Origin of the sequence: Streptomyces sp. NPDC092296 (assembly GCF_044755465.1) — a bacterium.
In the GTDB taxonomy this organism is placed as follows: domain Bacteria; phylum Actinomycetota; class Actinomycetes; order Streptomycetales; family Streptomycetaceae; genus Peterkaempfera.
Window position 1 is genome coordinate 302,540 of record NZ_JBIVRB010000004.1, and the last position, 22,985, is coordinate 325,524.

General features: G+C 71.9%; 15 protein-coding genes. 10 read left to right on the forward strand and 5 right to left on the reverse strand.

The annotated features are described in order from the left end of the window. Window positions 1-7 precede the first annotated feature (7 nt). Together ACIQGZ_RS14430 and ACIQGZ_RS14435 are read left to right on the forward strand one after the other, a co-directional pair. A complete protein-coding gene (locus tag ACIQGZ_RS14430) occupies window positions 8-1,021 on the forward strand; it encodes a hypothetical protein (RefSeq protein WP_402601809.1) in 1,014 nt (337 codons plus the stop codon). Window positions 1,022-1,296: 275 nt separating this feature from the next. Then, a complete protein-coding gene (locus ACIQGZ_RS14435; RefSeq protein ID WP_402601810.1) occupies window positions 1,297-1,743 on the forward strand; it encodes a hypothetical protein in 447 nt (148 codons plus the stop codon). A gap of 329 nt (window positions 1,744-2,072) precedes the next feature. On the opposite strand, the gene ACIQGZ_RS14440 is transcribed toward ACIQGZ_RS14435, so the two are convergent. From ACIQGZ_RS14440 to ACIQGZ_RS14450, 3 genes are all read right to left on the reverse strand, one after another. Then, the gene (locus ACIQGZ_RS14440) at window positions 2,073-3,809 is read right to left on the reverse strand and encodes a phospho-sugar mutase (protein WP_402601811.1); all 1,737 of its coding nucleotides are present in this window, start codon (window positions 3,807-3,809) and stop codon (window positions 2,073-2,075) included. Window positions 3,810-4,060: 251 nt separating this feature from the next. Further along, window positions 4,061-4,882 carry a purine-nucleoside phosphorylase gene (locus ACIQGZ_RS14445; RefSeq protein ID WP_402601813.1) on the reverse strand — a complete coding sequence of 274 codons (822 nt, stop codon included), beginning with the start codon at window positions 4,880-4,882 and terminating at the stop codon, window positions 4,061-4,063. 102 nt (window positions 4,883-4,984) lie between these two features. After that, a complete protein-coding gene (locus ACIQGZ_RS14450; protein WP_402601815.1) occupies window positions 4,985-5,422 on the reverse strand; it encodes a gamma-glutamylcyclotransferase in 438 nt (145 codons plus the stop codon). Window positions 5,423-5,512: 90 nt separating this feature from the next. Between ACIQGZ_RS14450 and ACIQGZ_RS14455 the strand changes: the two genes are divergently transcribed. From ACIQGZ_RS14455 to ACIQGZ_RS14490, 8 genes are all read left to right on the forward strand, one after another. After that, a complete protein-coding gene (locus ACIQGZ_RS14455) occupies window positions 5,513-6,967 on the forward strand; it encodes an NAD(P)H-quinone dehydrogenase (RefSeq protein ID WP_402601817.1) in 1,455 nt (484 codons plus the stop codon). A 251-nt stretch (window positions 6,968-7,218) separates the two neighbouring features. After that, window positions 7,219-8,181, forward strand: coding sequence for a DeoR/GlpR family DNA-binding transcription regulator (locus ACIQGZ_RS14460; RefSeq protein ID WP_402601994.1), 963 nt, complete (start codon window positions 7,219-7,221; stop codon window positions 8,179-8,181). Between the two features lie 585 nt (window positions 8,182-8,766). Further along, a complete protein-coding gene (locus tag ACIQGZ_RS14465; protein WP_402601818.1) occupies window positions 8,767-9,498 on the forward strand; it encodes a DUF1684 domain-containing protein in 732 nt (243 codons plus the stop codon). Between the two features lie 75 nt (window positions 9,499-9,573). Next, window positions 9,574-11,094, forward strand: coding sequence for an ABC transporter substrate-binding protein (locus tag ACIQGZ_RS14470; protein WP_402601819.1), 1,521 nt, complete (start codon window positions 9,574-9,576; stop codon window positions 11,092-11,094). A gap of 79 nt (window positions 11,095-11,173) precedes the next feature. Further along, on the forward strand, window positions 11,174-12,139 hold the full coding sequence (locus ACIQGZ_RS14475; protein WP_402601821.1) for an ABC transporter permease: 966 nt from the start codon (window positions 11,174-11,176) through the stop codon (window positions 12,137-12,139). Beyond that, window positions 12,136-12,978 (forward strand): ABC transporter permease, encoded by an 843-nt coding sequence (locus ACIQGZ_RS14480; RefSeq protein WP_402601823.1) that lies wholly within the window; start codon window positions 12,136-12,138, stop codon window positions 12,976-12,978. The genes ACIQGZ_RS14475 and ACIQGZ_RS14480 overlap by 4 nt, the downstream gene beginning before the upstream one ends. Then, complete coding sequence (locus tag ACIQGZ_RS14485) at window positions 12,975-13,811, forward strand: ATP-binding cassette domain-containing protein (protein ID WP_402601824.1); 837 nt, start codon at window positions 12,975-12,977, stop codon at window positions 13,809-13,811. Before ACIQGZ_RS14480 ends, ACIQGZ_RS14485 begins: the two co-directional genes overlap by 4 nt. After that, a complete protein-coding gene (locus ACIQGZ_RS14490; protein WP_402601826.1) occupies window positions 13,808-14,641 on the forward strand; it encodes an ABC transporter ATP-binding protein in 834 nt (277 codons plus the stop codon). Before ACIQGZ_RS14485 ends, ACIQGZ_RS14490 begins: the two co-directional genes overlap by 4 nt. A 73-nt stretch (window positions 14,642-14,714) precedes the next feature. Here the strand turns inward: ACIQGZ_RS14490 and ACIQGZ_RS14495 are convergent, their stop codons facing one another. Beyond that, window positions 14,715-15,065 (reverse strand): hypothetical protein, encoded by a 351-nt coding sequence (locus ACIQGZ_RS14495; RefSeq protein ID WP_402601828.1) that lies wholly within the window; start codon window positions 15,063-15,065, stop codon window positions 14,715-14,717. A gap of 41 nt (window positions 15,066-15,106) precedes the next feature. After that, the gene (locus ACIQGZ_RS14500; protein WP_402601830.1) at window positions 15,107-22,867 is read right to left on the reverse strand and encodes a DNRLRE domain-containing protein; all 7,761 of its coding nucleotides are present in this window, start codon (window positions 22,865-22,867) and stop codon (window positions 15,107-15,109) included. Window positions 22,868-22,985 lie beyond the last annotated feature (118 nt).

A 22,985-nucleotide genomic window follows, 5' to 3' on the forward strand; every position in this document is an offset into this window, starting at 1 on the left:
CCTCCCTATGCGTGTCCATCGTAGCGCCCACGCGCGCCATTTCACCGTGCTGCCCAACGGTCTGCTCCAGGACCGGCGGCTCAGCTACACCGCTCGCGGCCTGCTGGCCGACCTCCTCTCGCGGCCCGACGGCCGGCGCGAGGACGGCCGGCACATGGCCGACTCCAGCCCGCAGGGGCGCGGCGCGGTCCGCAGGGCCCTCAAGGAACTGACCAGCGCCGGATACTACCGGGTCGACATCCTGCGGCTGCCCGACGGGACACTCCGCAGCGAGGCCCATGTGTACGACACCCCGCAGCTCGCGGAGCCGGGTGTCACCCGTCCGGACCCCGGTGGAGCGACCACCGGCGCCGTCGGCGTCCTTTCGGTAAAGAACCCGGTGCAAGAACCCTCCCTCCCCGCCGGACCACCGACCGGCGAGCCGCCGGGCGGTGCCGCCGAACCGGAAGGGCGGCCGGTGGGCGAACAGGTCCGCACGGCGGCGGTGCTGACGCTGTTCCGGGCGATCCGGCCCGAGCCCCGCCTGCGGCTGGGCGCGGCCGAAGCCCAGGAGCTGGCCCCGCTGGTCGCCCAGTGGCTGGAGCGCGGCAGTACCACCCGCGAGCTGGCCCAGGCCCTGCTGCCGGGCCTGCCCGCCGTGATCCACTCCCCGGCGGCCGTCCTCCGCAGCCGCCTGACACGCAAGATGCCGCCCGTCCGCGCCTCCGAGCGCCCCCCGGCCAGGGCGTACGCCGAGTGCACCACCTGCCACGACCCCGTACCGCAGCCGGGCGACTGCCGCGCCTGCTCGGGCCTCGGCGCCCGGACGCCCAAGGTCGGCGGCGGCGCGGCGGCAGCCGCGAGCGGCGCACCGCTGGCGCGGGCGGCACTGCTCGCCGCCAGAGCGGCGGGCCCGGCCCACGCCGCACCGGCGCCGCAGTTCCCGCTGCCCCGCCGCCGACCCGACCAGCGGTCGGCCATCCGGCTGCCGCACCCCCGCCTGCCCAGCCGCACCGCCGCCGACTGCGCGGCAGGTGTGTGACCGCCGCCCGCGGCCCGGTCGGCGGCTGGGCGGATCGGTACCGCTGGGGCGCCCGGCTGTGCAGGGCGGAACTGTCCACCGTCCCGGAGCGCGCCCATGATGAACCCTGTTCCGCCGGCCCGGGGTCCGACCCGCTCGGCGCAGGTGCTTGGGGTGGCAGCCGGGGCAGTCGTCCCCGGCCGCCGGCGCCGGGCGGGTCGGGGGCGGGCCGTGTCATGTGCACATCCGAGAGTCACACGGGTACGCGGCGAGCGCCGTGTACGGAAGGAGCACTCATGAGGACGACGTTACGCAACAGGGCCGCAGCACTCCTCGCGGCGACCACGCTGCTGTCCGGGGGCGCGCTCACGGTCGGGGCCGAGGTGGCGAGCGCGGACCCGTCGGTGTCGTTCAGGTACATCTGGGACGGCAAGGACAACGAGAACCTCGAAATCGACGTCTACAACGGCTCGTCCCTGGCGGGATGGAGCCAATGGCAGTCCGACCCCGTCGACACCTTCCCCGGCGACGCCATGTTCGTCTACGACTATCTCGCGGACGGGTACGGCATCGAGACCCACCTCAGCAACGGCCGGATCGCCACGACCCGGGGCCACAACTCCCCGTACATGAGCCCGTGGGCGACCGGCAATCTGCCGGAGGGCACCAAGCTCCAGATGTGGACCTGCCTGGTGAAGGGCAGCTACGAGAAGTGCTCCGCGAAGAAGACCGTCACCGCGTAGCCCACCGCTGCACGGCGCGGTGAGCCGACGCCAGGGGCGGCGACGCCCCCGGCTCACCGGGCCCGGTCGATCCGGCGTTCACGGTGGCGGGGTCGGCAGGGAGCCCGGCGGCAATCCCTGCCGACCCCGCCTCGGTCATGGCGAACCGTCCGAACACCTCTTACCGCCGCCCTGCCTCGGCAGCCACCGCAGGCCGCCCGCCGCCCGATCCGCAGCCCCCGGTGAACTCGACGCCGAGCTCATCCGCCGTACGGTCGCCACGGGCGGCCGGGGCCGGGGCGCGCATCCGGGCCGCTGTCGAGGGCGCGGTGTCCGGCTGAGCCGGGGGATCAGGCGTCGATGCCGGCGGCGGTGGCGATGTCCTTGCGGAGGGCGGCGAGGAATTCGGCGGCCGTGGTGCGGGCGGTGCTCAGGGCGGTGGGGTCGGGGACCGGGACGACGGCTTCCAGGTAGCACTTGAGCTTGGGCTCGGTGCCGGACGGCCGGACCACGACCCGGGCCGAGGCGACGGGGGAGTCGGCGGCGCCGGTGAGGCGGTAGCGCAGGCCGTCGGTGGGCGGCAGGTCGGGGGTGCCGCGCTCCAGGTCGTCGGCGGACGCCACGGCCAGCCCGGCCAGGGTGGTGGGCGGCTCCTGGCGCAGCCGCAGCATGGCGGCGGAGATCCGGGACAGGTCGCTGACCCGCACCGAGAGCTGGTCGGTGGCGTGCAGCCCGTGTTCGAGCGCCAGGTCGTCCAGCAGGTCGGCCAGGGTGCGGCCGGTCGCCTTGAGGGTGGCGGCCAGTTCCGCGATCAGCAGCGCGGCGGTGATGCCGTCCTTGTCGCGGACGCCCTCCGGGTCGACGCAGTAGCCGAGCGCCTCCTCGTAGCCGTAGCGCAGGCCGGGGGCGCGGGAGATCCACTTGAAGCCGGTCAGGGTCTCCCCGTACGGCAGCCCGGCGGCGGCGGCGATCCGGGAGAGCAGCGAGGAGGAGACGATGGTGGTGGCGAAGGTGCCCTCCGCCCGCTTGCTCACCAGGTGCGCGGCGAGCAGTGCGCCCACCTCGTCGCCGCGCAGCATCCGCCAGCCGGCCGGGCCGTCCGGGCCGTCCGGGTCGGGCACGGCCACGGCGCAGCGGTCGGCGTCGGGGTCGTTGGCGATGACGATCTCCGGGGCGGCCTCGGCGGCGGTGCGGAAGGCCAGGTCCATCGCGCCCGGTTCCTCCGGGTTGGGGAAGGCGACGGTGGGGAAGTCGGGGTCGGGTTCGGCCTGCTCGGGGACGACGGCGGGGGCGGGGAAGCCGGCCCTGGCGAAGGCGGCGAGCAGGGTGTCGCGGCCGACGCCGTGCAGCGGGGTGTAGACGACGGCCAGGTCGCGGGGGGTGTGGCCGTCGGTGACGGCGACGGCGCGGTCCAGGTAGGCGTCCACGATGCCGTGCTCGCCGTGGGCGGGCAGCACCTGCCAGCCGTCCGGGGCCAGCGGCACGTCGTGCAGCGAGCCGACGGCGGCGATCTCGGCGGCGATCCCGGCGTCGGCCGGGGGCACGATCTGCGAGCCGTCGCCCAGGTAGACCTTGTACCCGTTGTCCTGCGGCGGGTTGTGACTGGCGGTGACCATCACCCCGGCCACCGCGCCCAGGTGGCGGATGGCGAAGGCCAGCACCGGGGTGGGCAGCGGCTGCGGCAGCAGCGCGGCGCGCAGCCCGGCGCCGACCATGACGGCGGCGGTGTCGCGGGCGAAGTCGTACGACTTGTGGCGGGCGTCGTAGCCGATGACGACCAGGCCGCCGCCGTGGCCCTCGCTCCTGAGGTAGCCGGCGAGCCCGGCGGCGGCCCGGATGACCACGGCGCGGTTCATCCGCATCGGCCCGGCGCCCATCTCGCCGCGCAGACCGGCGGTGCCGAACTGTAGGGTGCCGGCGAACCGGGCGGCCAGCGCGGACCAGGCGCGGCACTCGTCCTCGGTGACGTCCCCGCCCTCGGCTGCGGCGAGCAGGTCGCGCAGCTCGGCGCGGGTGTCCGGGTCGGGGTCCTCGGCGAGCCAGGTACGGGCCCGCTTGAGCAGGTCGTTCTCGGGTGCGAGCGCCATGGCTTCGACTCCTGTCGGTCTCGGGGCGGGCGGGCGGGCGGCCCGGTCGTGGTCCGGCCCGGTCGCGGTCCGGCCCGGCGGGCTGCGGGGCGGCGGTCGGGAGGGCTGCGACCGGGGGAGGCTGCGATCGGGGGAGGCTGCGGCCGGGAGGGGCTGCGGCCGGGAGGGGCTGCGGGGGACGCCTTCCCGGCAGCCCCGCCCGGCACCGGTTCACCGGGTCGGATCGGTGCGGCGGCTGTCGCCGGCCGGGGTCAGATCCGCTCCAGGACCTTGGCCAGCAGCGCGCCCATCCGGGAGGCGGACGCCCGGCCGGCCTCCAGGACCTCTTCGTGGTTGAGCGGCTCGCCGGTCATCCCGGCGGCCAGGTTGGTGACCAGCGAGATGCCGAGCACCTCGGCGCCGGCCTCGCGGGCGGCGATGGCCTCCAGGGTGGTGGACATGCCGACCAGGTCGCCGCCGATGGCCCGGACCATGCCGATCTCGGCCGGGGTCTCGTAGTGCGGGCCGGTGAACTGGACGTAGACGCCCTCCTCCAGCGAGGGGTCCACCTCCTTGCACAGCGCGCGCAGCCGGGGCGAGTACAGGTCGGTGAGGTCGACGAAGTTGGCGCCGACGATGGGGGAGGTGGCGGTCAGGTTGACGTGGTCGCTGATCAGCACCGGCTGGCCGGGGCTGAAGGTGGGCCGCAGACCGCCGCAGCCGTTGGTGAGCACGATGGTGCCGCAGCCGGCCGCGACGGCGGTGCGCACGCCGTGGGCGACCGAGGCGACGCCGTGCCCCTCGTAGTAGTGGGTGCGGCCCAGGAAGACCAGGGCGCGCTTGCCGCCGATGACGACCGAGCGGACCTTGCCCGCGTGGCCCTCGACGGCCGGCGGCGGGAAGCCGGGCAGTTCGGTGACCGGGAACTCGCTCTCGGGGGCGCCTAGGGCGTCGGCCGCGGGCACCCAGCCGGAGCCCATGACCAACGCGACGTCGTGGCGCTCCACTCCGGTGAGCTCACGGAGGCGGGCGGCGGCGGCACGGGCCGCTGCGTGGGGGTCGACGGCGACGGGCGAAAGAGGAGATGCGTTCACGCAGGCGAGGGTAGTCGGAAAATCCCTACGCGCGTAGACGAACCCCGTGAGACATGCCGGATCGTTACCCCGAGCGGGGGGTGGCGGCGGCGCGAGGCGCGCTCAGCAGGGCCGTTTGCGCAGGTCCATCACATAGTCGTACGGCGCGCCCGCCGACTCGGCCGCATCCGCGATCAGCCCCAGATACCGGGCCGAGGGCAGCCCGCCCTCGTAGTCGTCCAGGACGTACGTCCAGACCGCGACGTCGCCGTCCAGGGTCTGCGCCCGCAGCTTGATCTTCCGGTAGAGGCCCAGTTGCAGCCCCTCCCAGCGGTCCAGGCCCTCTTCGTCCATCGGCGCCACGTCGTACAGCGCGACGAAGACCTGCTCCTTCTCGTCCTCCACGACGGTGGCCAGCGAGCCCTCCCAGCCCAACTGCTCGCCGCCGAAGGTCAGCCGCCAGCCGTCCAGCCAGCCGGTGCCGCGCAGCGGTGAGTGCGGGGCGCGGCGACTCATCTGCCGCGCGTCGAGGTTGGTGGCATACGCGGCGTAGAGCGACATGGCGCCTAGCGTACGTGAGCCTGCCCACACCCGCGCAGCCGGAAGCCCACCCGGCGTCGCCGGAGCGGCGCGGTGCGGGACAATGGGGAGGTGACTCGGATCGTGATCATCGGTGGCGGACCCGGCGGATATGAAGCGGCCCTCGTGGCCAGGCAGCTCGGCGCGGAAGTGACCGTCGTGGACCGCGACGGGCTCGGCGGGTCGGCGGTGCTGACGGACTGCGTGCCGTCCAAGACCCTGATCGCCACCGCCGAGGTGATGACCAGTTTCGACAGCTCGTACGAGGAGCTGGGCATCACCGTGGCGGACGCCCCGGACGCCCCGGCGGGGCAGCGCTCCGGCCGGGTGGTCGGGGTGGACCTCGGCAAGGTCAACCGCCGGGTCAAGCGGCTGGCCGTCGCCCAGTCGCACGACATCACCCAGTCGGTCACCCGGGCGGGCGTCACCGTGCTGCGCGGCAAGGGCCGGCTGGCCGGCCGCCAGGACGTCGACGGCTCGCGCGCCGTCGTGGTGGAGACGGCCGACGGCGAGACCCGCACCCTGCGGGCCGACGCGGTGCTGATCGCCACCGGCGCCACCCCGCGCGAGCTGCCGGACGCCCAGCCGGACGGCGAGCGCATCCTCACCTGGACGCAGGTCTACGACCTGGACGAGCTGCCCGGCGAGCTGATCGTGGTCGGCTCCGGTGTGACCGGCGCCGAGTTCGCCGGTGCCTACCAGGCGCTGGGCTCCCGGGTCACCCTGGTCTCCAGCCGCGACCGGGTGCTGCCCGGCGAGGACCCGGACGCCGCGGGCGTGCTGGAGGAGGTCTTCCGCCGCCGGGGGATGAATGTGATGTCCCGCTCCCGCGCCGAGTCGGCCAAACGGGTGGGCGACAAGGTCGAGGTGACGCTGGCGGACGGCCGGGTGATCACCGGCAGCCACTGCCTGATGGCGGTCGGCTCCATCCCCAACACCGCCGACATGGGCCTGGAGGAGGCGGGCGTCAAGCTCACCGAGTCCGGCCACGTCAAGGTCGACCGGGTCTCCCGCACCTCCGCCCCGGGCGTGTACGCGGCGGGCGACTGCACCGGCGTGCTGATGCTGGCCTCGGTCGCCGCGATGCAGGGCCGGATCGCGATGTACCACTCGCTGGGCGACGCGGTGCAGCCGCTGAACCTCAAGACGGTCTCCTCCAACGTCTTCACCGACCCGGAGATCGCCACCGTCGGCTACACCGCCGCCGACGTGGAGTGCGGGAAGATGGACGCGGTCTGCGTGAAGCTGCCGCTGCGCGGCAACCCCCGGGCCAAGATGCAGGGCATCCGCGACGGTTTCGTCAAGCTGTTCTGCCGTCCGGGCACCGGCATCGTGGTGGGCGGCGTGGTGGTCTCCCCGCGCGCCAGCGAGCTGATCCACTCCATCTCGCTCGCGGTGGACAACAACCTCACGGTCGAGCAGGTCGCCGGCGCCTTCACGGTCTACCCCTCGCTCTCCGGCTCCACCGCCGAGGGCGCCCGCCAGCTGCACATCCGCAAGCGGGACGGCGCGGACTCCGGCTCCTGACCGCTGCGCTCCCCGGCCCGCCCCGGTTGGTGGCGGCCCGGCTCATGACGGTCCGCGACGGGCTCGTTGCGGTGCGTACGGGGGGCGCGCGGGAAAGCGGGCGCTCCAACTGAGGGCGCGTATTGTACGGTCGTGCGCCGGTCCGTGGTGAGCAACTTCGGCTACGAGGTGCAAACGCCTGAAAGCAGACGGTCATGCGGGTTACGGTCAGTTCCGTGTTCGCAGCAGAACGTCGCCAGTTGATCCTCGAAATGGTGCGCGCCAACGGAGCAGTGTCGCTCCGGGAGCTCGCACGTGTCGTCCAGACCTCCGAAGTGACCGTACGCAGGGACGTACGGGCGCTGGAGGCCGAAGGGCTGCTCGACCGCCGCCACGGCGGTGCGGTGCTGCCCGGAGGCTTCAGCCGGGAGCCCGGATACCCGCAGAAGACCCACCTCGCCGCCGCCGAGAAGAGCGCCGTCGCGGACCTCGCCGCCACGCTGGTCCAGGAGGGGGACGCGGTGGTGGTCGGCGCCGGCACCACCACCCAGGAGCTGGCCCGCCGGCTGGCCCGGGTCCCCGGTCTGACGGTGGTCACCAACTCCCTGCTGGTGGCCCAGGCCCTGGCGCACGCCAACCGGGTCGAGGTGGTGATGACCGGCGGCACCCTGCGCGGCTCCAACTACGCCCTGGTGGGCAGCGGCGCCGAGCAGTCGTTGCAGGGCCTGCGGGTGGCGCGGGCCTTCGTCTCCGGCAGCGGCCTCACCGCCGAGCGCGGCCTGTCCACCACCAACATGCTCTCCGCCAGCGTCGACCGGGCGCTGGTCCAGGCGGCCACCGAGGTGATCGTCCTCGCCGACCACACCAAGCTCGGCGCCGACACCATGTTCCAGACGGTGCCCACCGACGCCATCACCCAGCTGGTCACCGACGACCAGGCGACCGCCGACGACCGCACCGCGCGGGAGCTGGAGGCGCTGGCCGACCGGGGCGTCCAGGTCTCGGTGGCATCGACCGGGCTGCCCGGTGACGGGCCGCACCACCAGCCGTACGGCCACGGCCAGCTGCCCGGGGCGCACCCCGGTGCCGCCGACCCCCGGCGCCCGCAGCAGAGCGCCCCGCTGCCCGGCCAGCGGCGGCCGGGCGCCCATGGCGGTCCGGGCGGCGCTCCGGGGGCCCCGGGGCTGCCCGGACAGGCCCGGCTGGCCGAGCTGGGCAGCCGCCGCAAGCGGTGAGCGGGCCGGCCCGGTGGGGCGGCCTCGTCGGGTGGGGCGGCCTGGTCGGGTGGGGCGGCCAGCGGTGAAGCGGGCGAGGTCCCCGGCAGCGGCTGCCGGGGACCTCGCCCCCGCTTGGCGCCGCCGCAGTGGTCCGGGCCCCAGAGGTGGAGGGGCGGAAGCCCGCGACGCCGGCGGCGCCCCGTCGGCCCACGGCGGCGAAGCCGGGCCTGGCGGTGGCCGGAACGGGCGGATGCTGCCGGGGTGGCAGCGGAGGCCGATCCGGCCCGGTCCTGGTCTGCCACCGCCGCGCTCACTCCGGCGTGCATTCACCATAGCCGTGCGGAATAAGGGAATTGACGGTCCGTCGGCATTGTTAAGGCGGGCTTAAGCGGGGGTTGAGCGCCCGATCGGATTCGCGGCCGGCGGGTCGGCGCGGGGAAGATCCCAGGTGGTGGCGGCGATACCGGCAATGAGACGTTCATCTCGTGCATTGGTCATACAGGACCTATAAGCATTCCTCATATGTAGGATTTGGCCGCAGTCACCCACCTCGGGAAGGGCGATCCACCTCCGCCCCGCCCGCGAAGACCAAGCGAGCCACGCATGTCCGTAACCCCCCGCGCCGCCGCGCAGACCATCGATGCCGCCCAGGCCGGATGGGACGACTGGCGTGCCTCGCGGCTGGCCGCCGTGACGGCGCCCACCGGCAATCTGGCCCTTGTCGAGACCCGATGGCTGCCGGACGGGCAGCAGCCCGCCCTGGCGGAGGCCCGCGCCGGGCTGCCGGACGGGGTGACGGTCACCGCCGTCCAGCGCACCGCCATCCGCAGCGGAGAGCCGGAGCACGCGCTGCGCTTCTGGGACGCCGACGCCCCGGCCATCCGGCACTTCTCCGGCATCGACACCTTCCCGTTCGACCCGGACTGGGTGATCGAGGCCACCTTCACCCCCGTCCCCGAGGGCCGCCGGGTACCGTTCGAGCACATCCGCGACCACGGCGACACCCGTGAACTGCTCGTCCCCGGTGACATCCGCTTCACCCTGGACGGAACCGACTACACCCTGCACGCCTTCGACGACGACGGGACGCTGCTCCTGGTCTTCGGCGACCCGACCAACGGCGCCACCACCTACGGCGCCGGCCGGTTCCTCTTCGTCCCCCGCGATCCGGACAGCGAGACAGTCGTGCTCGACTTCAACCGCTCCTTTGTGCCTCCGTGCGGCTTCTCCGCCCAGTACAACTGTCCACTGCCGCCGCGGCAGAACCGCTTCCACCTGCCCGTCGAGGCCGGCGAGAAGCTTCCGGTCTTCCGCGACGGCTTCGCAGCGTACTGAGCCCACCGCACCCATCCCCGGCACCCCGGCCGGACGCCGCCCCCGGCGGTCCGGCCGTCGATCAGGAGTAATGAAGTGAGAAGGAAGACGGCACCGCTCCTCGGCGGCGCCCTGGCTGCCACCCTCGCCCTCGCCCTCACGGGCTGCGGCTCCGGGACGGCCACCAAGAGCAGCTCCCCGTCCGGTTCGTACGACCGCAACGCCACCGTCTCGATCGGCTCGCTCTACGAGCCGCAGAACCTGGACATGACCGCCGGCGGCGGCCAGGGCGTGACCGAGGCGCTCAACGGCAATGTCTACGAGGGGCTGTTCCAGCTCACCGACGACGGCAAGATCGAGAACCGGCTCGCCACGGGCTACACGGTCAGCCCCGACGGCCTCACCTACACCTTCAAGCTGCGCAGCGGGGTGACCTTCCACTCCGGCAAGGCCCTCACCTCAGCCGATGTGAAGTACAGCATCGAGAAGATCACCGGCGAGACGTCGCAGGCCGCCCGCAAGAGCAGCTTCGACATGGTCAAGAGCATCGAGACCCCGGACGCGGACACCGTCAAGGTGACCCTGTCCGCCAAGTCGATCTCGTTCGTCTACAACCTCAGCTATGTGTGGATCGTCGACTCCGAGGCCAAGGACCTCAAGACCTCGGAGGACGGCACCGGCCCGTACAAGCTGGACAAGTGGACGCGCGGCTCGGCGCTCAGCCTGGTCCGGTACGACGGCTACTGGGGCACCCCCGCCACCAACCAGAAGGTCGTCTTCAAGTACTTCAAGGACGCCACCGCCCTCAACAACGCGCTGCTCACCAACGCGGTGGACGTGGTGACCAGCGAGCAGAGCCCCGACGCGCTCGACCAGTTCAAGAACAACCGGAACTACAAGGTCAACGACGGCCACTCGACCACCAAGCTGCTGCTGGCCTTCAACGACCGGGTCAAGCCGTTCGACAACGCCCTGGTGCGCAAGGCCGTCACCTCCGCCATCGACAACAAGAAGCTGCTCCAGTCGGTCTGGGGCGACTACGGCACCCTGATCGGGTCGATGACCCCGCCGACCGACCCCTGGTACGAGGACCTGACCAAGGTCAACCCGTACGACGTGGCGCTCGCCAAGAAGCAGCTGGCCGAGGCCGGCTACGCCAAGGGGTTCAGCTTCACCCTGGAGACCCCCAACTACGACCCGCACCCGACCGCCGCCTCCTTCATCAAGTCGGAGCTGGCCAAGGTCGGCATCACGGTGAACATCCACGTCATCACGCCGGACGAGTGGTATACCAAGGTCTACAAGAACCGCGACTTCAGCGCGACGCTCCAGGAGCACGTCAACGACCGCGACATCGTCTGGTACGGCAACCCGGACTTCTACTGGGGCTACGACAACAAGCAGGTCACCGACTGGGTCAAGCAGGCCGAGCAGTCGGACACCGCCGACCAGCAGACCGCGCTGCTGAAGAAGGTCAACCAGCAGATCGCGCAGGACGCGGCCAGCGACTGGCTCTACCTCTACCCGCAGATCGTGGTGGCGAACTCCAAGCTGTCGGGCTACCCGCTCAACGGCCTGAACTCGCAGTTCTACGCCTACGGCATCAAGAAGAGCTGATGCCCGTCCCGCTGCGGCAGCCCCGCCCCACCGCCGGGCTGCCGCAGCGGCACTGCCGTCCCCACTGATCGGTTCCCTGATGACTACGTACGTCCTACGGCGACTGGCCTTCCTCGTCCTCTCCCTGCTGATGGCCAGCGTGGTGCTGTTCCTGCTGCTGCGGCTGCTCCCCGGCGACCCGGCCAACGCGCTGCTGTCGGTCGGGGCCGACCCGGCGCAGATAGCCGCCGCCCGGCACCAGATCGGTTCGGACCGGCCGCTGCCGGAGCAGTTCGCCGGCTGGCTGCACCAGCTGGCCACCTTCCGGCTCGGCAACTCCTTCGTCTCCTCGCTCCCGGTCGGCCCGGAGATCGTCACCCGGCTCAATGTCACGGTGCCGCTGACGCTGCTCTCCTTCCTGCTGGCCCTGGTGGTCGCCCTCCCGGTCGGCTTCCTGGCGGCGCACCGCTCGCGCACCTGGTACGGGTCGCTGCTCAACGGGGTCTCCCAGCTGGGCATCGCGGTCCCGGTCTTCTGGGTCGGCATGATCCTGATCACGTTCTTCGCGCTCCGCCTGGGATGGCTGCCGGCCGGCGGCTTCCCGCAGGACAACTGGTCCGACCCCGGCGAAGCGCTCAGCTCACTGGCGCTGCCGGTGATCACGGTGGCGCTGGTGATGTCCGCCTCGCTGATCCGGTACGTCCGGTCCGCGACCCTGGACGTCCTCGGCAGCGACTACCTGCGCACCGCCCGCGCCCTCGGCGCCACCTTCACCGGGGCGATGTGGCGGCACGGGCTGCGCAACGGCGCCGTCCCGGTGATCTCCATCCTCGGCATGGAGCTGGCCTCAACCCTGCTGGGCGCGGTCGTGGTGGAGACCGTCTTCGCCCTGCCGGGGCTCGGCAGCATGCTCTCCCAGGCGGTGGCCCAGCACGACTATCCCACCCTCCAGGGCGTGCTCTTCGTCTCCACCTTCGCCGTGCTGATCATCGGCTTCCTCGCCGACCTGGCCCAGCGGCTGATCGACCCCCGGCTGCGCGGCCGGCTCTCCGGCGGTGCGCGATGAAGCCCGCGGCCGCCCAGGGCGCCCGGCGCCGCCGCTCCCTACCGCTGACGACCGGCTGCGTACTCGTCGGGCTGATCGTCGCCGTGGGGCTGCTCTCCCTCGTCTGGGTGCCCTTCTCCCCGGACGACACCTCCGGCGGCCGACTGGCCCAGCCGGGGCTGCCCCATCTGCTCGGCACCGACAAGCTCGGCCGCGACCTGCTGACCCAGCTGATGATCGGCGCCCGGATCGCGCTGGCGTCCGGCGTCGGCGCGGTCGCCATCGGCGCGCTGCTCGGCATCTCGCTGGGCCTGGCCGCAGGGTTCGCCACCCGGTGGCTGGACGATGTCGTCGCGGCCCTGCTGGACATCCTGATCGCCTTCCCCACCCTGCTGCTGGCGATGCTGGTGGTGGCCGCCCGCTCCGCGTCGCTCGGCTCGGCCGTGATCGCCATCGGGCTGGCCATGACCGCCGTGGTGGCCCGGCTGACCCGGGTACTGGTCAAGCAGGTCCTCTCCCAGGACTACATCACCGCCGCCCGCACCTCCGGCACCTCCTGGCCCCGGGTCGTCACCGGGCATGTGCTGCCCAACATCTGGGCCACCCTCTCGGTCAACCTCGCCCTCCAGTTCGGCCTGGCCGTCCTCGCGGAGGCATCCCTGTCGTACCTGGGACTGGGCGCCCCGCCGCCGAACGAGTCCTGGGGGCGGATGCTCCAGGAGGCCCAGGCGACCGTACTCACGGCTCCCCTCGGAGCCATCGCCCCCGGCGTACTGCTGGTCGTGCTCGTCATCGGCGTCAACCTGGTCGCCGACGGCCTGCGCGACACGATGGACCCCACCCGGCGGAGAAGCTCATGAGCCTGCTCGACGTCACCGGCCTGACCATACGCACCCCCGACGGCCGCACCCCCGACGGCCGCACCCCCGACGGCCGCACCCTGGTCTCCGACCTGTCGTTCTCCCTCGACCCCGGGACCAGGCTCGGCCTGATCGGCGAGTCCGGCTCCGGCAAGTCGCTCACCGCACTCGCCGTCATGGGCCTGCTGCCGCCCGGGATGACGGCCGCCGGCTCCGTGGTGCTGGACGCGCCGGGGCTGCCCCGTACCGAGGTCGTCGGCGCGGCAGAGAAGCAGCTGGTCGGACTGCGCGGCCGGGCCGCCGCCGTGGTCTTCCAGGAACCCCTGACCGCGCTGGACCCGCTGATGCGGGTCGGCCGCCAGATCGCCGAGCCGCTGCGCCGCCGGCAGGGGCTGCGCGGGGCGGCGCTGCGCCGTGCGGTCGGTGACGCCCTCGACCAGGTCCGGCTGCCGGAGCGGGTGGCCCGCGCCCACCCGCACGAGATCTCCGGCGGCCAGCGGCAGCGGGTCGCCATCGCCATGGCGCTGGCCTGCGAACCGGCGCTGCTGATCGCGGACGAGCCCACCACCGCGCTGGATGTGACGGTCCAGTCGGAGGTGCTCGCCCTGCTGGACGGGCTGGTCGCGGAGCGCGGCATGGCGCTGCTCTTCGTCAGCCACGACCTGGCGGTGGTCTCGGGGGTGACCGACCGCGTGGTGGTGCTCAAGGACGGGGAGGCGGTGGAGTCCGGGGCCGTCGACCGGATTCTGCACGCCCCCCAGCACCCGTACACCCGGAACCTGGTGGCAAGCGCCCGCCATCTCGAAAGCGCGCTGGAGCGGACCATCCGATGACCTCCCCCCATCCGGCAGCGAGCCCCATTCCCGCAGCGAGCCCCGTTCCCGCAGCAGGCCCCATCCTGGCGGCGGACGGCGTCGGCTTCGCCTACCGAGGAGCCGCCACCCCCGTGCTGCACGGCGTCACGGTCGACATCCCGGCGGGCCGCAGCGTCGCCCTGGTCGGTGAGTCGGGCGCGGGCAAGAGCACCCTGCTCCGCCTGCTGCTCGGCCTCGCCCGGCCGACCAGCGGGCAGATCCGCTTCGACGGGGACGCGCTGAAGCCCCGTGACCGCGAGCAGCTGCGGCGGCTGCGGCGCAGCGTGCAGTGCGTCTTCCAGGACCCGTACTCCTCGCTGGACCCCCGGCAGCGGGTCGGCGCCATCGTCTCCGAACCGCTGCGCTCCCTCGGCCTCACCGACTCCGGCGCCGGCGACCCCCGGGTGGCCGAAGCCCTGACGGCGGTCGGCCTCCCGGCGGACGCCGTGAGCCGCTACCCGCACGAGTTCTCCGGCGGCCAGCGGCAGCGCATCGCCATCGCGCGGGCCACCGTCTGCCGCCCCCGGCTGCTGCTGGCGGACGAGCCGGTCAGCGCCCTGGACGTGACCACCCGGGTCCGGATCGTGGACCTGCTGACCGAGCTCAAGGAGACCATGGGCCTGACCATCGCCATGGTCTCGCACGACCTGTCGGTGGTGGCGGCGCTCTGCGAGCACACGGTGGTCCTTGAACACGGCCGCGTCGTGGAACAGGGCGACACCGCCGCCGTCCTCGGCTCACCCGATCACCCGTACACCCAGCGGCTGATCGCCAGCGTGCCCCGCCTCCCGGCCGGGCCGCAGAGCTGAAGCGATTCCGCGCCCGGCGGCCGCACAGGCGTCAGGGGGCCGCTCCGGTGCGGCGCGGCCCCCGAACAGCGCATCAGAACGGCTGCACGTCGTACTCGATCACGCAGAACACCTCCAGACCACTCGACCGAAGCGCCGAGGAGATCTTCTCCACAAAGGCGGCCACGTCTCGGAACCTGGCATCCTCCGCTGGAATGCAGTCAAGGTAGAACTCGGAACGATCCAGGCCCAGCGCCCCAGGGAGCTCATCCTCAATATCGTCTGTTGTTCCGACCTCGACAGCCCAGCCAGGCGAGAGAATGGTGAGCGAGTTCGTCAGGGGCACGCCCATCGAACCGGCCACGATATCGGCCAGGCGCATGTGCTCAATGTGTCCGACGACGAAGACCCTGGCCAAGGACATGGGATTTTCGACATGTTCCATGGAATTTCCTCCGTTTGCGGAATTCGGGAACCCCACCGCCGCTACCTCCGCCTTTTGATGGCGCTTGAGAACCTTGACAGCAAAGTCCCTTGTCTCTGCGAGCAGGCACTGCAATGGGGGAGCAGGATGGTCTTGAGGTTACCCCCGTGGCGAAGGTTTATCGACACGGCAGGCCAGTGATCGGGGATCCAGTTCCTCAGCCCACCACCCGGGCTCTTGGCCGAACATGCGTGACATCCGTACGTGTTGCCGATGTAGTTCACCTTCGCCCGGACCTTCTTCCCAAAGCTCCGGGACGTCTTCTTGGGAAAGACGACTCCGTACTTCGCATACTTCCCCGGACCGAGGAGGCCACTCCCGCTTCCTGCCCTGACCTTGACTATCGGACATTCATTTGAATTGTGGACGGTGATATCGGAGTCGCCGTCCGAGACCACGTAGGTGTGGACGTCTCCGATATTGAGATTGAGGACCAGCTGGTCAGTGAGATAGCCCTCATCGTGTACGTACGCGACCGTGTGCGCCGAGCCGTCCGGGTCCAGCAGTCGGTCCCCGGGACGGATGTCCACGGCATTGGTCCAGCCTTGGCCGGCGACCCAGATGGGGTGGTTGGCGGTGGCCTCAAGCGGAGGGGTGGTGGGGTCGAGATCGGTGTCGATCTCGATCAGATGCTTGGCGCCGTAGCCCACGATGACGTCGAGGACGGGTTCGGCGTAGGTGTTGCCGGTGGTGGGGTCGGTGGCGGCGACGTAGTCGCCGACCTGGATGTCGGCGATCGGCAGATAGCTGCCGTCGGCCATCAGGACCGGAGTGTCGGGCGCGAAGGAGTTGCAGCCGGTGCGCCGGACGGCGGTCCTGGCGCGGGAGGCGAAGCGTTGGACGCGGCTGGCCTTGCGGATGGTGTTGGCGGCCTTGAACGCCTTGACGGCGACCTTGCCGGCGGCGCCGAGGGCGATGCCGACGCTCATCTCGGCGGCCTTGCGCCAGTTGCCGGTGGCGGCGTAGGAGACCGCGGAGACGGCGGAGGCGACATTGCCGATGGGGCCGGGGATGTAAGAGGCGTACTCGGCGACCTTGGCGACCTTGGCGAAGACCTTTTTGAAGTGGAAGCCCCAGTTGCCGTCCAGGTCGGTGCAGTTGACGGGGTCGCCGGTGCAGTAGTCGTAGGCGTTGGCGTTGCCGCCGGGCTCCGGGTCGGTCTGGAGGAAGCGGCCCAGGGCCGGGCTGTAGAGGCGGACGCCCATGAGGATGACGCCGTCGAGGGCTTCGGCGGAGCGCTGCTTGCCGCCGAGCCAGCCGTAGCGGGTGGTGCCCTGGTCGGCGGTGGGGATGCCGAACTCGTCGAAGGTGAGGACCTGCGGGGTCTCCAGGGCGGGGTCGGTGGTGATGACGACGTCGCCGTGCAGGTCGGTGAGCTGGAGCTGGACGTCGCCGGTGGCGGAGGTGGTGGCGGTCAGGTCGCCGTCCGGGCCGGAGACGTTGCGGGTCACCGTGCCCTGGGTGGTGTCCTCGACGATCCAGCGGGGCTCGTCGGAGTCGTCGCCGTAGTGGTTGAGCTTGCTGGTGGCGTTGGCCCAGGAGCCGTCCGCCTGCTTGGCCTCGGTGGTGAAGGCGGCGAAGCGGTACGCCGGGTCGAGGGCCCAGGACTGCCGGGTGTCGCCGACGGTCTGGGTGGCGACCAGGTCGTTGGCCCAGTAGGTGTTGGCCGAGCCGGTGCCGGTGGCGGTGGTGCGGCCGAAGGCGTCATAGGTGTAGCCGGGGTCCAACAGCCGGTCCGCGCTGTCGTACGAGTGAGTCTCGGTGACGGCGTTCGCGGTGGCGCAGGTGCCGTCCTCGGCGGCGGGGCTGGTGGTCTTGGAGGTGCGGTTCATCCGGCCGGGGGTGGAGCGGCCGGCCTCGTCGTAGCCGTACGTACGGGTGGTGCAGCCGTCGGCGGCGGTGGTCTGCCGGGCCTGGGTCAGCCGGCCGAGCCGGTCGTAGCTGAACTCCTTGTCCGAGACCGACGAGCTGTCGGAGCCGATGGCGCCTTGGGTGGTCAGGTCCAGGTGCTCGCCGAAGACCACGGCGTCGTCGGAGGTGCGGACGTAGGTGCGGTCGGTGGCCACGCCGGCCGCGTTGTAGGTGTCGGTGCGCTTGATGCCGCCGGGGTAGGTCAGCTCTGTGAGTTGGCCGTCGGCGCCGTAGTGGGCGCCGAAGGTGCCGGCGACGCTGTCGGTGACCGAGGTGACGAAGCCCCGGGGCTCGGTGGCGCGGTCGTAGGTGTAGCTGGTGGAGCCGGTGTTGTCGGTGACCTTGACCGGCTTGCCGTACGTGTCGAACTCGGTGGTGGTGGTACCGCCGTCGGCGTCGGTGTACGACAGCAGCCGGTCCAGGGCGTCGAAGACGCGGCTGACGGTCTTGCCGCCGGCGGTGGTCCTGACCGAGTTGCCGGTGATCGGGTCGTATTCGGTGGTCACCTGGGGCAGGGCCTGGCCCTGGTCGGAGGTGATCTGGGTCGACACCACCCGGTCGACCGCGTCATAGACGGTGACCGACGTACGGGTCTTGCCCGCGTTGGTCTCGGTGGACTCCTCCACGTCGCCGTGGCGCGAGTACCGGGTGATCCGCTTGATCGGCAGCGTGGTGGGCATCCGGGCGGAGTCGGCCCCGGTGACCGCGCCGCCGGGCAGGGTGGCGCAGGGGTTGCCCGCCCACTCCGGCCGGCCGCCGCACGCGGCGTCGTCCGGGTTCGTCCCGGCGGTGTAGAAGACGGTCTTGACCGTGCCGGTGTCCGCGCCGTTCGAGCCCGGCCTGCGGGACTCGACCACCCGGCCCGCGCTGTCGTACTTGAGGTTGGCCGTCAGGTTGGCCCCCCCGGTGACCGCGTCGGTGGTCACCGAGGTCGCGGTCCGCAGCACCCAGCCGGAGGTGCCACCGATCGGCGTGCCGTAGCCGGTCTTGGTGACCCTGACCTCGACGTCGGAGCTGTAGCCCTCCAGGCGGGCGCCGTCGTAGGTGGTGGTCTCCAGGTGGTAGGCCGCGCCGTCGGGCTTGCCCTCGTCGTACTTGTGGACGGTGTGGTCGCGGACCACCACCGGCGCGCCGACCGGCAGCGCCGCGTTGACGGTGGTCTTGGTCAGGGCGACGACGTCGATGCCGGCCTGGTAGTACGGAGAGACCGCCGCGGTGTTCTTGCCGGTGACGGTGACGGTCAGCTCGTGGTCACCGCGTTGCAGGCTGACCGGCGTGCTCGGGTTGAAGGCGGCCGTCGCAACGGTCGCGCTGTACCCGTCGAAGGTGCCGCCGATGTTCTGGCCGTCGATGGACAGCTGGGCGATGCCGTAGTCCTTGGCCTTGGTCAGGGTGGAGGTGAGCCGGTAGTCGCCCTCCTCGGGCACGCTGATCCGGAAGGTGGCGTTGTCGCCGGCCTTCGCGCCCTGCACCAGGACCTGGCCGGTGCCGGACCAGGTGACCGTGCAGCAGCCGTTGGCCTGCACCTTCACCGGCGCGGTGGAGCCCAGTTGGACGAGGTTCTCGCCCTCGACGGTCACCTTGGTCGGGCTGGACTGCCCGGCCACCGCCTCCGAGAGGTTGGCGGCGTAGGACGGGCCGAGTTCCTCCAGGACGTCCACGCCGTCGGCGCTGTAGACGGTACGGGAGTCCAGCAGCGCGGCCCGCGCGGCCGAGCCCTCCGGCAGGCCGAGCTCCGCGCTGTGCGCCTCGGTGTCCGGACCGGCGCCCAGTGCCAGCAGCCGGGCGGACGCGTCGAGCGACCGGACCGCGTTGCCGAACTGGTCGTACTCGGTGGTGCTGATGTCGCCCAGTCCGGTCGGCGACCAGGTGGCGGTGTTGACCTCCTGCGCGGAGGCGTTGAGGTAGTGGACGGTGGCGGGCTTGTAGCCGTCCTTTCCGGGGGCGGTCGAGGTCGCGGTGCTGGTGCCCGGGTCGTCCTCGACATCGAAGACGGCCGTGGCGTCGGTGGGCGCGTCCGTCTGCGCCCACCTGCCGGCGGTGGCGCCGTCCAGGTCGTACGGGCCGCCGGCCGCGCGGGTCAGCGGCACCTCGTAGACGACGGTGGACGCGGTCTCACCGCTGACCTGGTCCCTGCTGCCGGGCACCAGCGAGGCGCGGCGGACCCTGAGCAGACGGCCCGGGTCCTGGTCGGCGCCGGCCGTGCCGTAGTCGAAGCTCCACGGCAGCTCACCGGCGAGGTTGACCCCGATCAGGCGGTCCGCGCCGTCGTAGCCGTAGGTGGTCTTCAGCGGGGCGGTGCTGTCCGAGGCGTCGGCCTTGCGCGGGTCCCACACCTCCACCAGGCGGCCGGAGCCGTCATAGCGGTAGGAGGCGACCTCGACGGCCGTCTCGGCCTTCGCGTCCGGGTCCCAGGACCAGACGCGGACGGCCTTGACCCGGTCGGTGTAGTCGCCCGGGGTGGTGGCGGTGGCGGTGGTCGCGGTGGCGTACAGGTACTCCAGCACCTCGCAGCCGCGCGCCGGGGTGGCCCCCTTGCACTGCCCCGCGTCGTCCACCCCGGCTTCGACCTGTCCGATCACCCGCTTGACGAGGGTGCGGCCGTCGGAGACGTCATAGGTGTACTGGACCGTGGAGTCGGCGTCCGTCCCGGAGACGCTGTTCACCGTGTAGAGGTCCGAGCCGGACTGCTGCTTGAAGGTGGTGACGGTGCCGTCGATGTCCGACAGGGCGTAGTAGTTGGGCGTGGCATCCGTCTTCAGGGCCAGCGTCAGGCCCTCGGCGCCGGGTTCGGGGGTGAAGGTGTTGCCGGAGCCCTTGGCGAAGCTCAGCGTGGTGTCGTCGTCCGCGATGATGACCGCGACGTCCTTGCCGGGGAAGGCCAACGCCACGTAGTCGTTGTCCGTCGGGCCGCCCTCGGCACCGCCGGCCCACTCCTTGCCGAACGGCGCGACCAGTTCCCGCAGCGAGAGATGGTCGAAGTAGACCGCCTTGCCCGAGCCGGTCGGGAAGCCGTTCCACAGCTGGATGTGGGCGATCGTCGCATCGGCGGGGACGGTGAAGTCGACGGTCAGCTCGGCCCACGCGTCGGTGTAGGGGACCGCCCGCGACTTGGTCTCCTTGAGCGTGCCCGACGTACCGGCCGAGGCGACGATCCGCAGCCCCCGGCTGTCGTCCGGGCTGAGACCGGTAGCCGCCGGGACGTACGCCCAGGCGCTGGCCCGGTAGGTGTGCCCAGGCTTCATGCCCTGGCACAGGCTTTCCAGGCAGCTGTCGGGGTTGCCGTCCAGCCGTGCGCTGGTGGCGCTGGTGGTGCCGCCGGCGGCGGGGAGGACCTTCAGGGAGTCGGTGGAGCCGTCCTGCCCGAGCGTGGTGTCCCGGGAGATGGTCGCATTGCCGGCTACGAAGCCGGCCGTGTTGGTGGACACCTGCTGCTGGTTGGCGGTGAGCCGCTCGCCCTGCGCCTGCCAGCCCCGGTCGGTGCCCCGGGAGGACGCCACCCGGCTGCTGGACAGGCCGAACTCGTCAGCGTCCGCCACGCTGACCGAGTAGTCGCCGGTGAGCAGGTTCACCGAACCAGGGCCGATGTCGTCGGAGGCCGCACCGTCGGCGTTGGGGTCCACCGTGAACCTGCGCCACTCGGTGGCGTAGGACGGGTCCGCGTCGTTGTTCGTGTAGAGCACCGCGCGGACCTCGACGATGCCGCCGATCTGGCCCAGAGTCTCCAGCACGGACCAGTTGGCGTGGCTGCCCAGGTCCGCCAACCGTGACTTCGCCGCCGTCACCGGGGTGTTGTCGGCCTTGGTGAGGTTCGCCAGCGGCACGTCGTACTGGGTCGCGCCCGGACCGCGCCGCCACTGGTAGGTCACCCGGGTGTACTGCGCCTGGGCGTCGACCTGGAGCTTGACCCGGCGGGCGCTGGACGCGCCCGCCTGCGGTGAGGTGATGGCCCCGCGGCCGACCAGGAAGGCGTAGACGGTGGCGGTCGACAGGTTGCCGGCCTTGTCCTTGGCCTGCACGCTCAGCGACCGGTGGCCGTCCGCCGACGGGGTGATCGAGACCGTGGCGCCGCCGGTCGCGGCCACCGTCTGCGCTGCGGCGCCGTCCAGTGAGTAGACGTAGGCGGCCAGGTCCGTGGTCCCCGAGGCGGGGGTGAAGGAGAACTTGCCCTCTTGGCCCGAGCCTCCGTGCCACAGCCCGTCCGACGGGTAGTCGGCCGAGGTGACGAACGGCGCACCCGGCTTGGTGGTGTCGACGGTGAAGTTCTGCCAGGCCGACCAGGTCCCGTTCGCATCGGTCCCGTCGGTCACCGTGGCCCGCCACTTGTACGCGCCTTCGGCCAGCGCGGTCGTGGGCACCCAGGAGGCGGTCGCACCCGACGCCACGAACGGCGACTTGCCGGACATCAGCGCGGCCGTACCGCCGGACTTCCAGATCTCGAAGGTCAGCTGGACGGTGTTGCCGTCGGCGTCCACCGACTTGCCGCTGATCGTCGGCTTGGTGGCGTTGGTGAACGCCCCGTCCAGCGGGCTCAGCGGGGTGACCACGCCGGGCTTGGTGTTGTAGTTCACCGTCAGGGACGGTTCGGAGGCGGGGTCGTGGGCGCCGTCGACGTAGTTGGCGGAGTGGTAGCGGCGCCAGGTGAGGACGTCGGTCTCGGTGACGGCGGCCAGGCGCACGCCGTAGTTGGGCTGGCCGTCGGCCCAGGCCTGGGCGATCGCGGTCAGGCCCCAGGTGTTGAAGCCGCCGGGGCAGGAGGAGTTGTAGCCCTTGGCGTCCTTGACCACCGTGGCGCCGGTGGCGGTGGTGGCGGGCTGCTTGGACCAGGTGATCGCCGCGGGGTCCCAGTCGGCGGTGATCCGCCGCACCTCCACGCCCGAACCCGCCGTGCTGCACGTCGAGGAGTAGTACGAGTACAGGCGCAGCTTCGCGTCCAGGATGTGCTTGCCCGCGTACTTGGTGGTGGTGAACTTCAGGAAGGAGCGGGCTTTGTGGGTGCCGTCGTAGGTGCCGGCCTTGAGCTCGGTGGAGGCGCGTTGTGAGGTCTGGTAGTCGTCGTACTGGATCCAGGTGTCGGTGGCGGCGCCCAGGAGGGAGTCGGTGGGGTCGATGGTGACCGGGTAGGTGAGGTCGGGGTCGGCGAGGAAGGCGGGGTCGGGCCGAAGGACGAGGACCTGGCCCTTGCCGTTCTTGCCCGCTTCGAGGGTGACGTCGATCGGCGCCAGGTGCTTGGGGTCGCCGGAGACCTTGTCGACCGAGGAGTCCCACATCAGCGGGGCCGGGGCGGTGGCCTGGGTGTCGCCCTTGGTGTCCTCCCAGCTCAGGTGTTTGTCGGTGGTCTCCTTCAGGCGCAGGCCGGTGGCTTGGATCGGCAGGCGGTACTCCACCGGGCCGTCGGGGCGCTCCCGCAGTACGACGGAGTGCGAGAAGCCCTCCTTGAGGGCGGTGACGACCAGGTCGCCGCCGGGGACCGCGTCGGGGTAGGTCGCGGTGGGTCCGTCCAGGGTCGGCTTGGGGAGCCTGCCCTCCCAGCCCAGCCCGAGGGTGTGCTTGCCCCGGGTCAGCTGGGCGAGGGTCTCGCCGGTGCCGCCGTCGGAGAAGGCGATGCCGGCGGCGGCCATCGCGGGCCGCACCGCTCCGTCGGCCTGCACCAGGGTGGTGTCCACCGGCCGCCAGGTGCCGTGCTCGTCCAGCACCCGGATCGGCCCGGTGTACGACTCCACCGTGGTCGTCCCGTCCGGATTCGCCCAACTCGTGGTCGAATCCGTCCGCTCCCCGGTGATCTCGATCCGCCGATCCCGCAACCGCGCCGCCAGCAGCGCCGACGCCGCATCCGCGGCCTCAGCCGGCACCTCTGAGGCAGCCGGCTTCGCCGGAGCCGCGACCGCCTTCGCCGACGACGGTTCGAGCGGCTCCACGATCCCGATCAGAAGCGCCAACGAGGCGACCACCGCCACGCCTGTCAGACGG